Origin of the sequence: Agromyces sp. MMS24-K17, from assembly GCF_043950245.1 — a bacterium.
In the GTDB taxonomy this organism is placed as follows: Bacteria; Actinomycetota; Actinomycetes; order Actinomycetales; family Microbacteriaceae; genus Agromyces.
The window spans coordinates 2,542,503-2,559,807 of sequence record NZ_CP171640.1; the positions used below are offsets into that span (position 1 = coordinate 2,542,503).

Genomic DNA, 17,305 nt, shown 5'->3' on the forward strand with positions numbered 1-17,305 from the left:
TCCCTCCCGCACATTCCCTCACCAGAAGGACACGAATGACCACGGAATCGACACCCGTGCCATCGAACGCCGTGCCGTCGCGCGCACCCGAGCAGCTCACGGGTGCGCAGGCGGTCGTCCGCTCGCTCGAACTGCTGGGCATCACCGACGTGTTCGGCCTGCCCGGCGGCGCGATCCTGCCGGTCTACGACCCGCTGCTCGACAGCAAGGCACTCCGGCACATCCTCGTCCGCCACGAACAGGGCGCCGGCCACGCCGCCGAGGGCTATGCGTCCTCGAGCGGGAAGCTCGGCGTCGCGATCGCGACGAGCGGCCCCGGCGCGACGAACCTCGTCACCGCCATCGCCGACGCGCACATGGACTCGGTCCCGATGCTCGCGATCACCGGCCAGGTGTTCTCGACGCTCATGGGCACCGACGCGTTCCAGGAGGCCGACATCGTCGGCATCACGATGCCCGTCACCAAGCACTCGTTCCTCGTGAAGCACGCGGCCGAGATCCCCGCGACCATCGCGGCCGCGGTGCACATCGCCACCACGGGCCGGCCCGGTCCGGTGCTCGTCGACATCACGAAGGACGCCCAGCAGGAGCTGTTCGCCTTCCAGTGGCCGCCGCGCGTCGACCTGCCCGGCTACCGCCCCATCACCAAGGCGCACGGCAAGCAGGTGACCGCTGCGGCGCAGCTCATCGCGGCCGCGAAGCGGCCGGTGCTGTACGTCGGCGGCGGGATCATCCGCGCCCACGCCTCGGAGGAGCTGCTCGCGTTCGCCGAGGCGACCAACGCGCCCGTGGTGACGACGCTGATGGCGCGCGGCGCGTTCCCCGACTCGCACGCGCAGCACCTCGGCATGCCCGGCATGCACGGCACCGTCCCGGCGGTGCTCGCGCTGCAGGAGGCCGACCTGCTCGTCGCGCTCGGCGCCCGCTTCGACGACCGCGTGACCGGCAAGGCCGCGCTGTTCGCGCCCGAGGCGAAGGTCGTGCACGTCGACATCGACCCGGCCGAGATCTCGAAGATCCGCGTCGCCGACGTGCCGATCGTGGGCGACCTGAAGGAGGTGCTCGTCGACCTGGCGCAGGCCTACGCGACGGCCACCGCCGAGCAGCAGCCCGACCTCGACGAGTGGTGGACCACGCTCGACGGGCTCCGCGGCGAGTTCCCGCTCGGGTACGCGCCCACGTCCGACGGGCTCCTCGCCCCGCAGTACGTGATCCAGCGCATCGGCGAGCTGACCGGCCCGGAGGGCGTCTACGCCGCCGGCGTCGGCCAGCACCAGATGTGGGCGGCGCAGTTCATCAAGTACGAGCGGCCGAACTCCTGGCTCAACTCCGGCGGCGCCGGCACCATGGGCTACGCGGTGCCCGCCGCCATGGGCGCGAAGGTCGCCGAGCCCGAACGCACGGTGTGGGCGATCGACGGCGACGGCTGCTTCCAGATGACCAACCAGGAGTTGGCCACCTGCACGCTCAACGACATCCCGATCAAGGTCGCGGTGATCAACAACTCCTCGCTCGGCATGGTGCGCCAGTGGCAGACGCTGTTCTACGACGGCCGCTACTCGAACACCGAGCTCAACACCGGGCACGACTCCGTGCGCGTCCCCGACTTCGTCAAGCTGGCCGAGGCGTACGGCGCCCTCGGCATCCGCGTGACGAAGGAGGAGGAGGTCGACGCGGCGATCAAGCTCGCGCTCGAGACGAACGACCGCCCCGTGGTGATCGACTTCGTCGTCTCCGCCGACGCCATGGTGTGGCCGATGGTCCCGCAGGGCGTCTCGAACAGCTACATCCAGTACGCCCGCGACCACTCGCCGGCCTTCAGCGAGGAGGACTGACCATGTCGACCCACGTGCTGTCCCTCCTCGTCGAGGACAAGCCCGGCCTGCTGACGCGCGTCGCCGGCCTGTTCGCCCGTCGCGGCTTCAACATCGAGTCGCTCGCCGTGGGCCACTCGGAGATCGAGGGCCTGTCGCGCATCACCGTCGTCGTCGACGTCGAGGAGCTCCCGCTCGAGCAGGTGACCAAGCAGCTGAACAAGCTCGTGAACGTCATCAAGATCGTCGAGCTCGACCCGGCCCAGTCGGTGCAGCGCGAGCACCTGCTCATCAAGGTGCGCGTCGACAACGCCACCCGCTCGCAGGTGCTCGAGGCCGTGAACCTGTTCCGCGCCCGCGTGGTCGACGTGTCGACCGACGCGCTCGTGATCGAGGTCACGGGCGATTCGGGCAAGACCCAGGCACTGCTCAAGGTGCTCGAGCCCTACGGCATCAAGGAGATCGCCCAGTCGGGCCTCCTGGCCATCGGCCGCGGCGGCAAGAGCATCACCGAGCGCGTCTTCCGCGCCTGACCCCGTGCGCCGCAGGCGCGCCAGCAACCCGGTTCCACCACCAAGGAGAAATGAACAGCAATGGCTGAGATCTACTACGACAAGGACGCCGACCTCTCGCTCATCCAGGGCAAGAAGGTCGCCGTGATCGGCTACGGCTCGCAGGGTCACGCGCACGCGCAGAACCTCCGCGACTCGGGCGTCGAGGTCGTCATCGGCCTCAAGGACGGCTCGAAGTCGAAGCCGAAGGCCGAGGAGGCGGGCTTCCGCGTGCTCAGCGTCGCCGAGGCGGCCGCGTGGGCCGACGTGGTCGTCATCCTCGCGCCCGACCAGTTCCAGCGCCACATCTACGCCGAGTCGGTGAAGGACAACCTGAACGCGGGCGACACGCTCGTCTTCGGCCACGGCTTCAACATCCGCTTCGGCTACATCGAGGCCCCCGAGGGCGTCGACGTGATCCTCGTCGCGCCGAAGGCGCCGGGCCACACCGTGCGTCGCGAGTTCGTCGCGGGCCGCGGCATCCCCGACATCATCGCGGTCGAGCAGGATGCCTCGGGCACGGCCTGGGACCTCGCGAAGTCGTACGCGAAGGCCATCGGCGGCACCCGCGCCGGCGTCATCAAGACGACCTTCACCGAGGAGACCGAGACCGACCTGTTCGGCGAGCAGTCGGTGCTGTGCGGCGGCGTCTCGCAGCTCGTGCAGTACGGCTTCGAGACCCTCACCGAGGCCGGCTACCAGCCGCAGATCGCCTACTTCGAGGTGCTCCACGAGCTGAAGCTCATCGTCGACCTCATGTGGGAGGGCGGCATCGCCAAGCAGCGCTGGTCGGTCTCCGACACGGCCGAGTACGGCGACTACGTGTCGGGCCCGCGCGTCATCGACCCGAGCGTCAAGGAGAACATGAAGGCGGTGCTCGCCGACATCCAGGACGGCACCTTCGCCAAGCGCTTCATCGCCGACCAGGACGCGGGTGCTCCCGAGTTCCTCGCGCTCCGCGCCAAGGGCGAGCAGCACCCCATCGAGGTCACCGGCCGCGAGCTGCGCTCGCTGTTCGCGTGGAACTCGTCGGAGGACGACGACTACGTCGACGGCGAGGTCGCTCGCTGACCTTCAGGCCATGACCTCCGGGTCCTGACCTTCGCGTCGTAACCTCCGGATGCCCCGGTCCCGTGCGGACCGGGGCATTCGTCATCCTCCGGGCTGATGGCGGGAGGGCTGCGGCTCGCTAGCCTGCGGGGATGCCGGAACCGATGATCGGGGCGACGGGCCCGTCGCCGTCCACGGATGGGGTCGCTGCGGGCGCGGCCGACGCGACGGCCCCGCCTGCGCTCGTGGCGGGGCCGGACGGGTCGCCCCGCGTGGTGGTCGCGCGGTTCGTCTGGCGCGCCTGCGTGGCGGTCGTCGCGCCGTGCGTGCTCGTCATGCTCGGAACGGCGGTGCTCTCGCCGCTCCTGGTCGTCCTGGCCGCGGGGCTGTTCCTCGGCTTCGCGGGCTTCGGCGTCGCGGGCTCCCTCGGCGGAGCGGTCGGCCTGGTCGTCGGGATGCGCCGTGGATCGGCACGCCGTCGGCGCGACATCCTCGTCGGCGCGGCGATCGCGGGCGCGCTCGCGGCGCTCTGCGGTTGGGTCGTGACGACGTCGTTCTCGGCGGCGGTCGCGGGCCGGGTTCCGTCGGACCCGGCGGCCGGGGCGACCGTCCTCTTATGGGCCGGGGCCGGTGCGGCGATCGCCGCGGTCTCCGCGGGGATCGGCGACGTCTGGTCGCGGCGCGCGACGGCGTCGGAGCGGGCCGGTGAGGCCGTCGGGGCGGCCGTGGGCGTGGTCGGCGGTGCCCTCGTCGCGGTCGGGGCGTGGGTCGCGGTCGCGGCGAGCTTCGCGCTGCCGTGGTTCGACCCGGACGACCGGTGCCAGGAAGGGCACTACGCGTCGACCTTCCTGCCGACGCAGGCGGCGTGCTGGCATGGCGACACGGGCACCGCGTTCCTGCCCGACTGGGCGGTGCCCCTGCAGGTGGCGCTGCTGGCCGGCGGTGCTGCGCTCATCGTGGTCGGCCTCGTGATCGCAGCCCTGGACGGGCGTCGGCCGGTCGTGCTGCGGTCGGTGGTGGCGGCCTGCTTCATCGGCGCGGTGGCCGCGGTCGTGGCATCCGCGTGGATTCCCCTGCCCCATCCCGCTGGGGCCCGCGCGGGAGCAGGAGTGTCCGCAGTCGAGGGCGACGGGGGTTCGGCCGGCCGGGAGTCCGGCGGCAGCGGCGCCGGGGGCGCCGCCGGCGAGGATGGGGCCGACACGGGCGCCGTCGCCGAGCCGGCGCTGTCCGCCCCGGGCCTCGAGGAGGGCCGTCGCCAGTTCGCCCTGCTCGCCGACCTCGCCGTCCAGGCGGTCGGGTCCGACGCGCGGTGGCGCGACGACCCGCCGATGACCGTCGTCGAGACGCCGTGCGACGGCGGCACGATGCTGGCCATCGACGCCGAGTTCGCGATGGGCGAGATCAGCGACACGAGCAGCGATGAGTCCGACCGGGCCGTCGTCGACGCCAACGTCGCGGCGCAGGCGCGCATCGCCGCCGCGTGGGAGGCGGCCGGGCTCGGCGGTCCGGAACGGATCCACGGAGAGGACCTCTTCGGCGGCAGCGCGGGGTTCGACGCCGTCGACAGCGCCCGGCTGGCGTTCGACTGGGGCGTCGCGCAGCCGCGCGTGATCGGGCGGTGCCTGGCCGGATGAGCAGGCGCGCTTCGGGCGGGTAGCCTGACCTGATGCCCGAGTACGCGCCCGCCCCCGTCCCCGTCGAGATCGCCGTGCAGGACGTCGCCGGCGCCCGTATCGCGCTCGACGCGGGCGCGGCGCGCGTCGAACTCTGCCAGGCGCTCGGCCTCGGCGGACTGACGCCGTCGGCGGGCCTGGTCGCGGAGGCCGTCGACGCGGCGGCCGCCGCGGGCCGCACCGGATTCGTGCACGTCCTCGTCCGCCCGCGGGGCGGCGGCTTCGCGTACGACGCCGACGAGCTCCGGCTCATCGAGCGGGACATCCGCATCGCCGTCGCGCACGGCGCCGACGGCGTCGTGGTGGGCGCGCTGACGGCGGAGGGGGAGCTCGACCTCGACGCGCTCGCCCGCTTCGTCGACGCGGCCGGTGCCGCGCAGGTCACCGTGCACCGCGCGGTCGACGCGTCCGCCGACCCGGTCGCGGCGGTCGCCGCGCTCGCGGGCCGCGGCGTGGCGCGCGTGCTCACGTCGGGCGGGGCATCCGACTGCCGCAGCGGCGCCGCCGAGCTCGAGCGGATGTCCCGAGCCGTCGGCGGGGCCCTCGAGGTCATGGCCGGCGGCGGGGTGCGCATCGCCGACATCCCGGTGCTCGCGGCCGCGGGCGTCGACGCGGTGCACCTGTCGGCGCGCGGCACGACGACGCGGGGCGGTGCGAGCGGCCCCGGGGGCGGGGTCGTCGGGTTCGACGTGACCGACCCGGGCCTCGTGCGGGCCGCGGTCGCCGCCGCGGCGGTCGTCGCCGAGCGCTGATCGTCGGGGTCGCCGGTCGGCGTCGGACGCAGGCCTCGGGTCCGCGCGGCCGTTCCGACCTGTTCACGGGACCCGCCCGCGGGCGTCAGCGGCCGTTCATCGCGGATCGGCAACGTGCTGTGCGTGACGAGCACGCCGCGGCGCCCTCCCATCGTTCCCCGTCCATCGAGCGCGCGCCGCAGGGCGCTGCCGGCCGCACTGGTCGTCGCCGGCCTGCTCGGAACGCTGCTCGCCGGCCCGGCGGATGCTGCGGGTGCGGTCGCCGCCGTTCCAGCGGCTCCGAGTGCGCAGGCGACGACCGCGCAGGCCGTGGCCGCGCAGGCCGTGGCCGCGCCGGCCGTGACCGCGCAGGCCGTGGCCGCGCCGGCCGTGACCGCGCACGCCGTGGCCGCGCCGGCGCCGCCGCCGTCCGAGACCGGAGGTCCGGCCGCGCTGCCGCGCCTGGTGCCCGGAGCCGGCGTCAGGATCAGCGAGGTCGCGAACGGCGGCCCGCACTCGCCCGCCGACGCGTTCTTCGAACTCGAGAACGCCGGTGACGCGCCGGCCGACCTGACCGGCTGGGGCGTGTTCCGCTGCAGCGCGCAGGGGCTGCGCGCGAACCGCACCCGGTCGGAGGCAGCCTTCGACGGGGTCGTCCTCGCACCCGGGCAGCGCGTCACGGTGGCGAAGGCGGGCGCGCACCTCGCGGGCGGCGCACAGCCCGACGCGGTGTTCACCCAGCCGTACGCCGCCACCGGCTTCGGGCTCGTGCTGCAGGATGCCGCGGGCCGCGCCGTCGACGCGATCGGCGTGTACCCGACCGAGCCGTGGCCGACCACGAGCGAGTGCACCGCGGGCGGCAACCTGCCGTCGTCCCTGGCGTGGGCGCTCGGCGAGAGCTGGCAGCGGGTCGACGACACCGGGGAGGTCTCGGCCGACTGGGTGCGTGCGCCGGCGACGCCCGGCGCGGTGAACGCAACCCGGGCGCTCGACGATCGGTCGAGCGGCGTTCGGGTGTCGGAGCTCGCCGTCGCGGGGCGGACCGGCTGGGGCGACGAGTTCGTCGAGCTCGCCAACCTCGGCGCCGACGATGCCGACCTCGGCGGCTGGCGCCTGTTCACGTGCGACGCGGCCGGGCGACTCTCGAGCGAGCGGCCGGCCGTCGCGCTGCCGGACCGGGCCCTGCCGGCCGGAAGCCGGTGGGCGATCGCAGGTCCTGACGCCGAGGTGCCCGGCGACACCGAGGTCGTCGCGCGGGTCGACCTCCGCCTGCCCGTGGCTGCGGGCGGCGTGCTCCTCGTCGACGGGGACGGCGCGCGGGTCGACGGCGTCGCCGTCTCGGGGTACGCCGACTCGGCCTGCCAACCGGGCACCGCGAAGCTGCCGCCGCTCGCCGACCACCGCACGGGCGAGTCGTGGCAGCGGGTGGCGGACGACGGCGACGGTGAGTCGTCGTGGGTCATCGCGCCGCGCACGCCGGGTGCGCCGAACGCGCGCGCGGAACGGAGCGTGCGCACGGAGGCCTTCGACTACGGCGACCCGCGGCGCCCCACCGTCGCCGTGAGCGAGCTCGGCACCGACCCCGATCCGGCGGAACTGCCCGAGGGGCTCGCCGCGCACGCCTTCGTCGAGCTCGGCAACTTCGGCGACGAGGCCGTCGACCTCTCGGGCTGGCGACTCGTCGCCTGCGGGCCCAGTGGGGCCCGGGGCATCCGCCCGCTCGCGACCGTGCCCGACGGCACGACGCTCGCCGCGGGTGCGACGTGGACGGCCGCGCGGCGGGGGAGCGCGGCGGCCGGCGCCGCCGACGCCGAGTTCGCGACCGGCCTCAACTTCCGCGGTTCCGGCGTGTGGGTCGAGGATGCCTCGGGCCGGCGCGTCGACAGCGTCGGCGTCTACCTCGCGAACGAGATGGACTTCAGCGTCGAACGGCCGAGCCTCTGCACGAAGGGCGTCTCGTTGACGACGTTCGCGCCCGACCGGCTGCGCGGCGAGACGTACCGGCGCGTCGCGTTCACGGGCGTCGACTCCGATGACTTCGCGGCCGGGCGGGCCACGCCCGGGCGGGTCGACGCTGCCGGCGACCGCGCCGACGTGGTGGTGTCGGCCCTCGCGGAGGCGTCGCAGCGCGCGTCGGCGACGGCCCGGGCCTCGTCGTCGTCGACCCGCGCGGCGGCGGCGTCCGGCGCCGGTGGCGGTGCCGTGGCCGGTGCCGCCGTCGTGCAGCGCGACGGGGGAGCGCCGGCCGGTGCCGTGCGCGCGGCGGACGTGTCGGATACAGTGCTCAGCCCGACCACGGCCGTCCGGGGGGTCGCCGCCGGGCCGCTCGTCACGCGCGACGGACCGGTCGAGGTCGCGGTCGATCCCGCCGACCCGGGCGCGCTCACCGCGACGGCGAGCGGCACCGAGTGGCCGTACCTCCGGCTCGCGGTGCCCGCCGACGCGATCGCCGGCCGGAGCGTCGTCTGGCGCGGGACCGTCACGCCACGCGTCGAGGTCGTGCTCTCGGCGTGGGATGCCTCGGCCGGGCGCTGGCAGGAGCTCGACCGCGTGCTCGCACCGGCCGCCTCCGGCGGCGCGCCCCCGGCGGTGCCGGTGGAGCTCGTCGGCGCGCCGACGGGGGTCGAGGCATCCGGCCCCGCCGTCGACCTGCTCGTGCAGGTGGTGCCGCGGGGGACCATCGTGTCCGCCCGGGTGGGCCACGGCTTCGAGGACCCGGGTGCGTACGACCTGTCGATCGCCCACCTCACCGACACGCAGTACCTCACCGAGGCGCACCCCGAGGCGTACGCGGAGGCGGTGAGCTGGATCGTCGCCAACCGCGACGCCCGGAAGATCGCGTTCGCCGCCCACACCGGCGACCTCGTGCAGAACTGGGTCGACCCCGACCAGTCCGAGGCGCTCGCCCGCCGGGAGTTCGCGACCGCGTCGCGCATGCAGGCCGTGCTCGACGACGCCGGCGTGCCGAACAGCGTGCTGCCCGGCAACCACGATTCCAAGCGGGGCATGACCGTCGACCTCTTCAACGAGGCGTTCCCGCCGTCGCGCTACGAGCAGCACGGATGGTACGGCGACTCGATCGCTCCGGGCGACAACAGCGCGAGCTGGAGCGGGTTCTCGGCGGCCGGGGCGCCGTTCCTCGTGCTCTCGCTGCCGTACGCGTACGGCGAGCGGGAACTCGCCTGGGCCGAGGGCGTGGTCGCGGAGCATCCCGACGCGAACGTGGTGATCGCGACGCACGAGCACGTCCGGCCGAAGGAGGTCGAGACGGCCGCACGCCGGTCGGTCGACTCGCGCTGGGTCTCGCGCGGCGGCGAGCTGTGGGACCGGGTGATCGCGCCGAACCCGAACGTGGTGCTCGTGTTGTCGGGGCACTTCCACGGCATCGGCACGCTCGTCACCGAGGACGCGGGCGGCATCGCCGGGCACACGGTGGTGGAGATGGTCGCCGACTACCAGGAGTTCCGCACGCACACGGGGGAGCGGGCGACGGCGTTCGAGCGCCTGCTGCAGGTGGACCTCGCCGGCGGCGCGATCGCCGTCGACACCTATTCGGGCGTCCTCGGCGTGCACGAGAGCCACCCGTACGACTACGTGCAGTTCGTCCCGGAGACGGGCGATCCGACGGCGCCCAGCTCGATGCGGCCGTGGCAGGTGGTCGCGGCGGGGGTGCAGGGCCGGTACACCGCGGCCGACGACGAGTTCCTGGTGGACGGGGTGTCGTGGCGATTCGAGAAGCTGATGACGACCGCCGGAATATCAGCCAGATGAGCAGGTCGCGGACGCTTTCTGCTCATCTGAGCAGGCCTGCGCCGGAAACGTATGCGGATTGCGGAATGTTCACACGATCTTCATACGGACACGTTGCCCCGGGCGGGGGCAGGGCGACAGGATGACGAGCATTGCGCCAGGTGACCCGTGCACCCGTGCAATCCACTGCCTGGATTGAGGAGACTTCGTGCGACGTATCGCGAGTACCGTCCTCGGCGGCCTGGCCGCCACCGCACTGGCGATCGGAGGTGTGACCGCGGTCGGCGCTCCGGCGTCAGCCGCGGTGTCGCCCACCTCGCCGGTCGTCATCAACGAGGTGTACGGAGGGGGTGGCAACGGCGGGGGAGCGTTCCGGAACGACTTCATCGAGCTCTACAACCCCGGTGCCGCGCCCGTCTCCCTCGCCGGCTGGTCGGTGCAGTACGCGTCGGCCGCGGGCACCTGGGCGAACGGCTCGCAGACGAACCTGACCGGGAGCATCCCGGCGAAGGGGCACTTCCTCATCCAGCAGGCCGTCGGAGGCGACACCAACCAGGCCGCGCTCCCGACGCCCGACGCCACCGGCACCATCGCCATGTCGGGGACCGGCGCGAAGGTCGCGCTCGTGAACTCGACGACCCGCCTCTCCTGCGCCGCGACCGGCACCGCGTGCGCGGCCGATGCCGCAGTGGTCGACCTCGTGGGCTGGGGCACGACGGGCACCGCGTACGCGGGCACCGGCGCCGCCCCCGCCACCACGAACGGCACCTCGATCTCGCGCAGTGCCACGCACGCGAACACCGCGAACAACGCGGCCGACTTCACCGCCGGCGCACCGACCCCGGCGAACTCGTCGACGGTCGACGGCCCGACCGACCCCACGGACCCGACCGACCCCACGGACCCGACGGACCCGACCGACCCCGGTACGGGTGAGCTCGCCATCGCGGCGATCCAGGGCACGGGCGCGACGTCGCCGAAGGTGGGCGCCACGGTGACCACCACCGGCATCGTGACGGCCGCCTACCCGACCGGCGGCTTCAACGGCTACGTCATCCAGACCCCCGGCACGGGCGGTCCGATCGACCTGGCGACGCACACCGCCTCCGACGCGATCTTCGTGTTCTCGTCGTCCACGGTCGGCTCGGTCGCCATCGGCGACACCGTCAAGGTGACCGGTTCCGTCGTGGAGTTCGCGGGCCTCACCGAGATCTCGGTGACCAGCGCCGCCGGGCTCCAGAAGCTCCCCGCCGCAGCCCCGGTCACGCCGGCCCAGGTCGCCTGGCCGACCACCGACGCCCAGCGCGAGAGCCTCGAGTCGATGCTCGTCGCCCCGACCGGCGACTTCACCGTCGCGAACACGTACACCACGAACCAGTACGGCGAGGTCGGCCTCGCGGCCGGCACCACGCCGCTGCTGCAGTGGACCGAGGTCGCGAAGCCGAACACGCCCGAGGCCGCCCAGGTCAAGGCCGACAACGCCGCCCGCGGCGTGGTCCTCGACGACGGCGCCACGACCAACTTCCTCTCGTCGGCGAACTCCGGCCTCACCCCGCCGTACGTCTCGACGACCGCCCCCGTGCGCGTCGGCGCGGCCGTCGCCTTCACCGAGCCGGTGATCGTCGACTACCGGAACTCGGCCTGGAAGCTCAACCCGACCCGTGCGTACGTGGCCGGCGGCACCGCCCCCGCCACGTTCGAGAACGACCGCACCGCGACCCCGGTCGAGGTCGGCGGCGACCTGAAGGTCGCCACGTTCAACGTGCTGAACTACTTCACCACCCTCGGCAGCTCGGCGGCGGGCTGCACCTCGTACAAGGACCGCGCCGGCGACCCGGTCACGGTCGACGAGTGCCCCGGCACCGGCCCTCGCGGCGCGTGGGACGCGGCCGACCTCGCCCGCCAGCAGGTGAAGGTCGTCGAGGCGATCAACGCGCTGGACGCCGACGTCGTCGGCCTCCTCGAGATCGAGAACTCGGCGGTCGTCGACGGCGACCCCGATGAGGCGCTCGCGACGCTCGTCGACGCGCTGAACGCCGACGCGGGTGCCGACACCTGGGCGTACGTGCCGAGCTCCGACGAGCTGCCGGCTACGTCGCTCCAGGACGTGATCACCAACGCGATCATCTACCGCCCGGCCGCCGTCGAGACCGTGGGCGACGCACGCGCGCTCGGCACCGAGAGCGCATCGGGCAAGGCGTTCGCGAACGCCCGCGAGCCGATCGGCCAGGAGTTCGCCCCCGTCGACGGCGGGAAGCCGTTCTTCGTGGTCGTGAACCACCTGAAGTCGAAGGGCTCGGTCGGTCCGTGGCCGGGCGACGCCGACACCGGCGACGGCCAGGGCGCCTCGAACGAGTCGCGCGTGCGCCAGACGACCGCCCTCCGCGACTGGGTCGACGCGATCACCGACGACGACGACGCGGTCGCGCTCGTCGGCGACTTCAACTCGTACACGCAGGAGGACCCGCTGCAGGTGCTCTACGCGGCGGGCTACGCCGACGCCGTCTCGCAGCTGGCGCCGAACCAGTGGTCGTACCTGTTCAGCGGCCTCGTCGGCTCGCTCGACCACGTGCTGCTGAACGGTCCCGCCCTCGAGCGGGCCACCGGCGCCGACATCTGGGAGATCAACGCCGAGGAGTCGATCGCGCTGGAGTACAGCCGGTACAACTACCACGGCACGCTCCTCTACGCACCCGACGCCTACCGCTCGAGCGACCACGACCCGGTGGTCGTCGGCCTCGACGACGGGCTGCTGGGCTCGGTCGACCTGACGTTCCTGAACTTCAACGACTTCCACGGCCGCATCGACGCCAACACCACGGCGTTCGCGACCACGATCGAGCAGCAGCGCGCGGCCGCCGAGGCCGCGGGCGGTGCGGTCGCCGTGCTCTCCGCGGGTGACAGCATCGGCGCCTCGCTGTTCGCGTCGGCGAGCCAGGACGACGTGCCCACGCTCGACGTGCTCGACGCCCTCGACGTGCGGGCCTCCGCCGTCGGCAACCACGAGTTCGACCGCGGTCTCGCCGACCTGACCGACCGGGTCATCCCCGACGTGGACTTCCCGTACCTCGGTGCGAACGTCTACGCCAAGGGCACGACCACGCCGGTGCTGCCCGAGTACGCGATCTTCGAGCTCGACGGCGTGCGCGTCGGCGTCATCGGCGCGGTCACGCAGCAGACGGCGTCGCTCGTCTCGCCGGGCGGCATCTCGACCATCGAGTTCGGCGACCCGGTCGACGCGGTGAACCGCGTGGCCGCTCAGCTGAGCGACGGAGACCCCGCCAACGGCGAGGCCGACGTCCTCGTGGCCGAGTACCACGAGGGCGCCGACACGGTGACCGCGAGCTCCACGCTCGAGTCCGAGATCGCCGAGAGCCCGACGTTCGCGAAGATCGTGAACGGCACCTCGCCCGAGGTCGACGTGATCTTCAACGGCCACACGCACCAGCCGTACGCCTGGCAGGCGCCGGTGACGGGCGGCGACATCGCCGACCGTCCCGTCGTGCAGGCGGGCAACTACGGCGAGCGCATCGGCTCGGCGACGCTCACCTTCGACCGCGACGCGGGCGAGGTGACCGACTCGAGCTCGAAGATCGTGGCGCGTGCCGCCACCGTCGACCTCTCGCTGCCGCGGGTGGCCGAGGTCAAGGGCATCGTCGACGCCGCGCTGGCGCGGGCCGCCGTCATCGGCAACCAGCCGGTGGGCTCGGTGACCGCCGACATCACGACGGCGTACACCGCCGGCTCGTACGTGAACGGCAAGTGGGTCGCGACGACCCGCGACGACCGGGCGAGCGAGTCCACGCTCGGCGGCCTGGTCGCGAACTCGCTGCGCGACACCCTCGCGGCGCCCGAGCGCGGCGGTGCCGAGATCGGCGTCGTCAACCCGGGCGGCATGCGCGCCGAGCTGTTCTACTCGCCCGACGGGGTGATCACCTACGCGGAGGCGAACAACGTCCTGCCGTTCGTGAACAACCTGTGGACCACGTCGCTCTCGGGCGCCGAGTTCAAGGCGCTCCTCGAGCAGCAGTGGCAGCGCACGCAGGCCGGCGTGCCGATCGGCGGGGCGGGCTCGCGTCCGTACCTCCAGCTCGGCCTGTCGAGCAACGTCACGTACACGTTCGACCCGAACGCCGCGATGGACCACCACATCACGTCCGTGACGATCGACGGCCAGCCGCTCGACCTCGCGCGCGAGTACCGGGTGGGCACGTTCTCGTTCCTCGCGCAGGGCGGCGACAACTTCTGGGCCTTCACCCAGGGCTCGGGCACCGCCGACTCGGGCCTGATCGACCGCGACGCGTGGATCGCGTACCTGCAGGGCCACCCGAACCTCGCGCCCGACTTCGCCCGCCAGGCCGTCCAGGTGCCGCAGGTGCCGACGACGATCACGGCCGGGCAGGCGCTCTCGTTCGGGGTCGCCGGGCTGAACCTGACGAGCCTCGGCTCGCCGGAGAACACGTCGCTCGACGTGCGCCTCGACGGCGCGTCGATCGGCACGGCGACGGTCTCGGGCGGCGCGGCCACGGTCAGCGCGACGGTGCCGCAGTCGACGCCCGCCGGTGCGCACGTGCTCACGCTCGTCGCGGGCCCGTCGGGCACGACCGTCACCCTGCCGCTCCAGGTCGGGGCGTACGTCCCGCCGGTGCCCGCGTGGGACCGCACGAAGGTCTACAACACGGGTGACAAGGTGACCTACCAGGGTCGCGTGTTCGTCGCCAAGTGGTGGACGAAGAACGAGACGCCCGGCGCCTCGCCGTGGGGTGCATGGGGCGAGGTCGGCACGCCGGTCGTCACCTCGCAGGGCACGTTCCTGACCTGGACGAACTCGTGGACGTACACCGGCGGCGAGACCGTCGCGTACAACGGCCACCTGTGGAAGGCCAAGTGGTGGACCCAGAACCAGAAGCCGGGTGACATCTGGGGCCCGTGGCAGGACCTCGGCGCGTACTGACGCTCCGAACTCCCGCAGCACCTGAGTCCGGAGGCGGTCCGTCCGACAGGACGGGCCGCCTCCGGCGTTCCCGCGTCCCGGCGTCCCGGCGGAAGGGATCGCCGCCGCTCAGTAGGGTGGAGCGCATGGCCCCAGAACCCGACGACGACGCCCTGCGCTGGGACGGCGACGACGACCCGACGCTCGCTCCGGGATGGAAGGTCGTCGGCGCACCGGCCGTGTCGGACGCCGCGCCCGGCACGTCCGCCGACGGTGCGCAGGCCGAGGCCGGCGCCGACGAGGCATCCGACCGCGACGAGCGTCGCCAGGCGGGCTCCGTCGAACTCGTCGTCCTCGGCATCCTCGGCGGGGTGTACCTGCTCTACACGGTCGGCTGGCTGCTCACGGTCGTGCGCACGGATGCCCCGGGCACGAGCATCGTCGGGGACTTCATGTACGTCCTCGGGCTCTGGCTCGCCGTGCTCGCCCCGGCGCTGTGGTTCGGGCTCGTCTTCGCGTCCACGTCGAAGGCCGCGGTCCGGCTCGTCTGGCTGGCCGTCGGCGCCGTCGTGCTCGCGCCGCTGCCGTTCGTCCTGGGGGTGGCCGCATGAGCGCCGGAGCATCCGTGCCCGACGACCGCGAGGTCGCCCGCACCGCGCCGCCCGCCGAAGGGGAGCGGCAGGCCGGCTCGCCGCTCTGGCTCCGGGTCGTGCTGGCCGCCGTGTTCGGCGCGTTCTACGCGTACGACCTGTGGGAGGTCGTCGAGAGCCTGGTGCAGATCCTCGCCTTCGGCCTCGGGTTCACCCCGCTCGGCTGGGCGCTGATGGTGCTCGCGCTGGTCGCGCCGATCGGGCTGTTCGCGGCGGCGTTCCTGCTCGCCCGGCGGCGCGGCGCGCTGCTCGCGATCGCCTGCTACGTCGGGGGACTGGCCGTGTCGGCGGTGGTGTTCACCTCGACGACGGTGCTGCTCGGCGTGAGCGGCGCGGTCATCGTGCCCTGAGTCGCCGAGCGCTCCCCGGCGTCACACTGCACGAGGCGGGTCCCCGCCTCGGCTACCATGGCCGGGTGGCGCCCCCGACGGCGTGAGGCGCAGCTCCCATCGAAGTCGCCCTGTGTGCGCATGTCCCGAAGGAATCGTTCGTGTCAAAGCCGGTCGTGCTGATCGCCGAAGAACTCTCGCCCGCCACCGTCGACGCCCTCGGGCCCGACTTCGAGATCCGGAACGTGGACGGCACCGACCGTCCGGCGCTCCTGTCGGCGCTGTCCGACGCCAACGCCATCCTGGTCCGCTCGGCCACGAAGGTCGACGCCGAGGCGATCGCCGCGGCACCCAATCTGCAGGTCATCGCCCGCGCCGGCGTCGGCCTCGACAACGTCGACATCAAGGCCGCGACCACCGCGGGCGTGATGGTCGTGAACGCGCCGACGTCGAACATCATCTCGGCGGCCGAGCTCACGATCGGGCACATCCTGAGCCTCGCCCGGCACATCCCGGTCGCGCACGCCTCGCTCGCGGGCGGGCAGTGGAAGCGCTCGGCGTACACCGGCACCGAGCTGTACGAGAAGACGGTCGGCATCATCGGCCTCGGCCGCATCGGCGCGCTGATCACCGCTCGCCTCCAGGCGTTCGGCGTCGAGGTCATCGCGTACGACCCGTACATCACCGCCGCCCGCGCGCAGCAGCTCGGCGTGCAGACCGTGAGCCTCGACGAGCTCCTCGAGCGCAGCGACTTCATCACGATCCACATGCCGAAGACGCCCGAGACGGTCGGCATGATCTCGACCGAGCAGTTCGCGAAGATGAAGCCGACCGCGTACATCGTGAACGTCGCGCGCGGTGGCCTGATCGACGAGGACGCCCTGCACGACGCCCTCGTCGCGGGCACGATCGCCGGCGCCGGCCTCGACGTGTTCGTGAGCGAGCCGCCGAAGGAGTCGCCGCTCGTGGCGCTCCCGAACGTGGTCGTCACGCCGCACCTCGGCGCGTCGACCGACGAGGCGCAGGAGAAGGCGGGCGTCTCGGTCGCCAAGTCGGTGCGCCTCGCGCTCTCGGGCGAGCTCGTCCCCGACGCGGTGAACGTCGCCGGCGGCGTCATCGACCCGTACGTGCGCCCCGGCATCCCGCTCGTCGAGAAGCTCGGCCAGCTGTTCTCGGGTCTCGCCCGCGGCCCGATCACGAGCCTCGACGTCGAGGTGCGCGGCGAGCTCGTCGACTACGACGTCAAGGTGCTGAAGCTCGCTGCGCTGAAGGGCGTCTTCACGAACGTCGTCAGCGAGTCGGTGTCGTACGTCAACGCCCCGCTCCTGGCGGAGCAGCGCGGCATCGAGGTGCGCCTGATCACCGAGGCCGAGTCGCCCGAGTACCGCAACGTGATCACCCTGCGCGGCGCGCTGGCCGACGGCACGCAGCTGTCGGTGTCGGGCACGCTGACCGGTACCAAGCAGATCGAGAAGCTCGTCGGCATCAACGGCTACGAGATCGAGGTGCCGATCGCCGAGCACCACATCGTCATGCAGTACACCGACCGCCCCGGCATCGTGGCGATCTACGGCAGCCGCTTCGGCGACGCCGGCATCAACATCGCCGGCATGGCGATCGCCCGTCGAACGGCCGGCGGCCAGGCGCTCAGCGTGCTGACCGTCGACTCGCCGGTTCCGGCCGACGTGCTCGACGAGGTGCGCGAGGCGATCGCGGCCGACGTGCTCGTCGAGGTCGACATCACGGAGTAGTCCCCGATCCGCACGACGGCGGCCGGCACCCTCGTGGTGCCGGCCGCCGTCGCATTTCCGCCGGTGGTGCGTT

General features: G+C 73.1%; 10 protein-coding genes. All 10 read left to right on the forward strand.

What is annotated here, in order from left to right; genetic code table 11:
• Positions 1-35 precede the first annotated feature (35 nt).
• The 10 genes from ACGGZK_RS11600 to serA all read left to right on the forward strand — a co-directional run bounded on the left by ACGGZK_RS11600 (position 36) and on the right by serA (position 17,232).
• Positions 36-1,835, forward strand: a complete 1,800-nt coding sequence (locus ACGGZK_RS11600; RefSeq protein WP_395242814.1) for an acetolactate synthase large subunit — start codon at positions 36-38, stop codon at positions 1,833-1,835.
• 2 nt (positions 1,836-1,837) lie between these two features.
• Positions 1,838-2,347, forward strand: a complete 510-nt coding sequence (gene ilvN / locus ACGGZK_RS11605) for an acetolactate synthase small subunit (protein ID WP_395242815.1) — start codon at positions 1,838-1,840, stop codon at positions 2,345-2,347.
• Between the two features lie 60 nt (positions 2,348-2,407).
• Complete coding sequence (gene ilvC, locus ACGGZK_RS11610; RefSeq protein ID WP_395242816.1) at positions 2,408-3,436, forward strand: ketol-acid reductoisomerase; 1,029 nt, start codon at positions 2,408-2,410, stop codon at positions 3,434-3,436.
• Positions 3,437-3,567: 131 nt separating this feature from the next.
• Positions 3,568-5,049: a hypothetical protein gene (locus ACGGZK_RS11615; RefSeq protein WP_395242817.1), complete on the forward strand. Its 1,482-nt coding sequence runs from the start codon at positions 3,568-3,570 to the stop codon at positions 5,047-5,049.
• A 32-nt stretch (positions 5,050-5,081) separates the two neighbouring features.
• Positions 5,082-5,840, forward strand: a complete 759-nt coding sequence (locus ACGGZK_RS11620) for a copper homeostasis protein CutC (protein WP_395242818.1) — start codon at positions 5,082-5,084, stop codon at positions 5,838-5,840.
• A gap of 123 nt (positions 5,841-5,963) precedes the next feature.
• Entirely contained in the window at positions 5,964-9,590 is a 3,627-nt protein-coding gene (locus ACGGZK_RS11625) for a lamin tail domain-containing protein (protein ID WP_395242819.1), read from the forward strand.
• A 187-nt stretch (positions 9,591-9,777) separates the two neighbouring features.
• The gene (locus tag ACGGZK_RS11630; protein WP_395242820.1) at positions 9,778-14,523 is read left to right on the forward strand and encodes an ExeM/NucH family extracellular endonuclease; all 4,746 of its coding nucleotides are present in this window, start codon (positions 9,778-9,780) and stop codon (positions 14,521-14,523) included.
• Between the two features lie 125 nt (positions 14,524-14,648).
• Complete coding sequence (locus ACGGZK_RS11635) at positions 14,649-15,113, forward strand: DNA polymerase III subunit gamma/tau (RefSeq protein ID WP_395242821.1); 465 nt, start codon at positions 14,649-14,651, stop codon at positions 15,111-15,113.
• A complete protein-coding gene (locus tag ACGGZK_RS11640; RefSeq protein WP_395242822.1) occupies positions 15,110-15,502 on the forward strand; it encodes a hypothetical protein in 393 nt (130 codons plus the stop codon). Before ACGGZK_RS11635 ends, ACGGZK_RS11640 begins: the two co-directional genes overlap by 4 nt.
• 140 nt (positions 15,503-15,642) lie before the next feature.
• The gene (gene serA / locus ACGGZK_RS11645) at positions 15,643-17,232 is read left to right on the forward strand and encodes a phosphoglycerate dehydrogenase (protein ID WP_395242823.1); all 1,590 of its coding nucleotides are present in this window, start codon (positions 15,643-15,645) and stop codon (positions 17,230-17,232) included.
• Positions 17,233-17,305 lie beyond the last annotated feature (73 nt).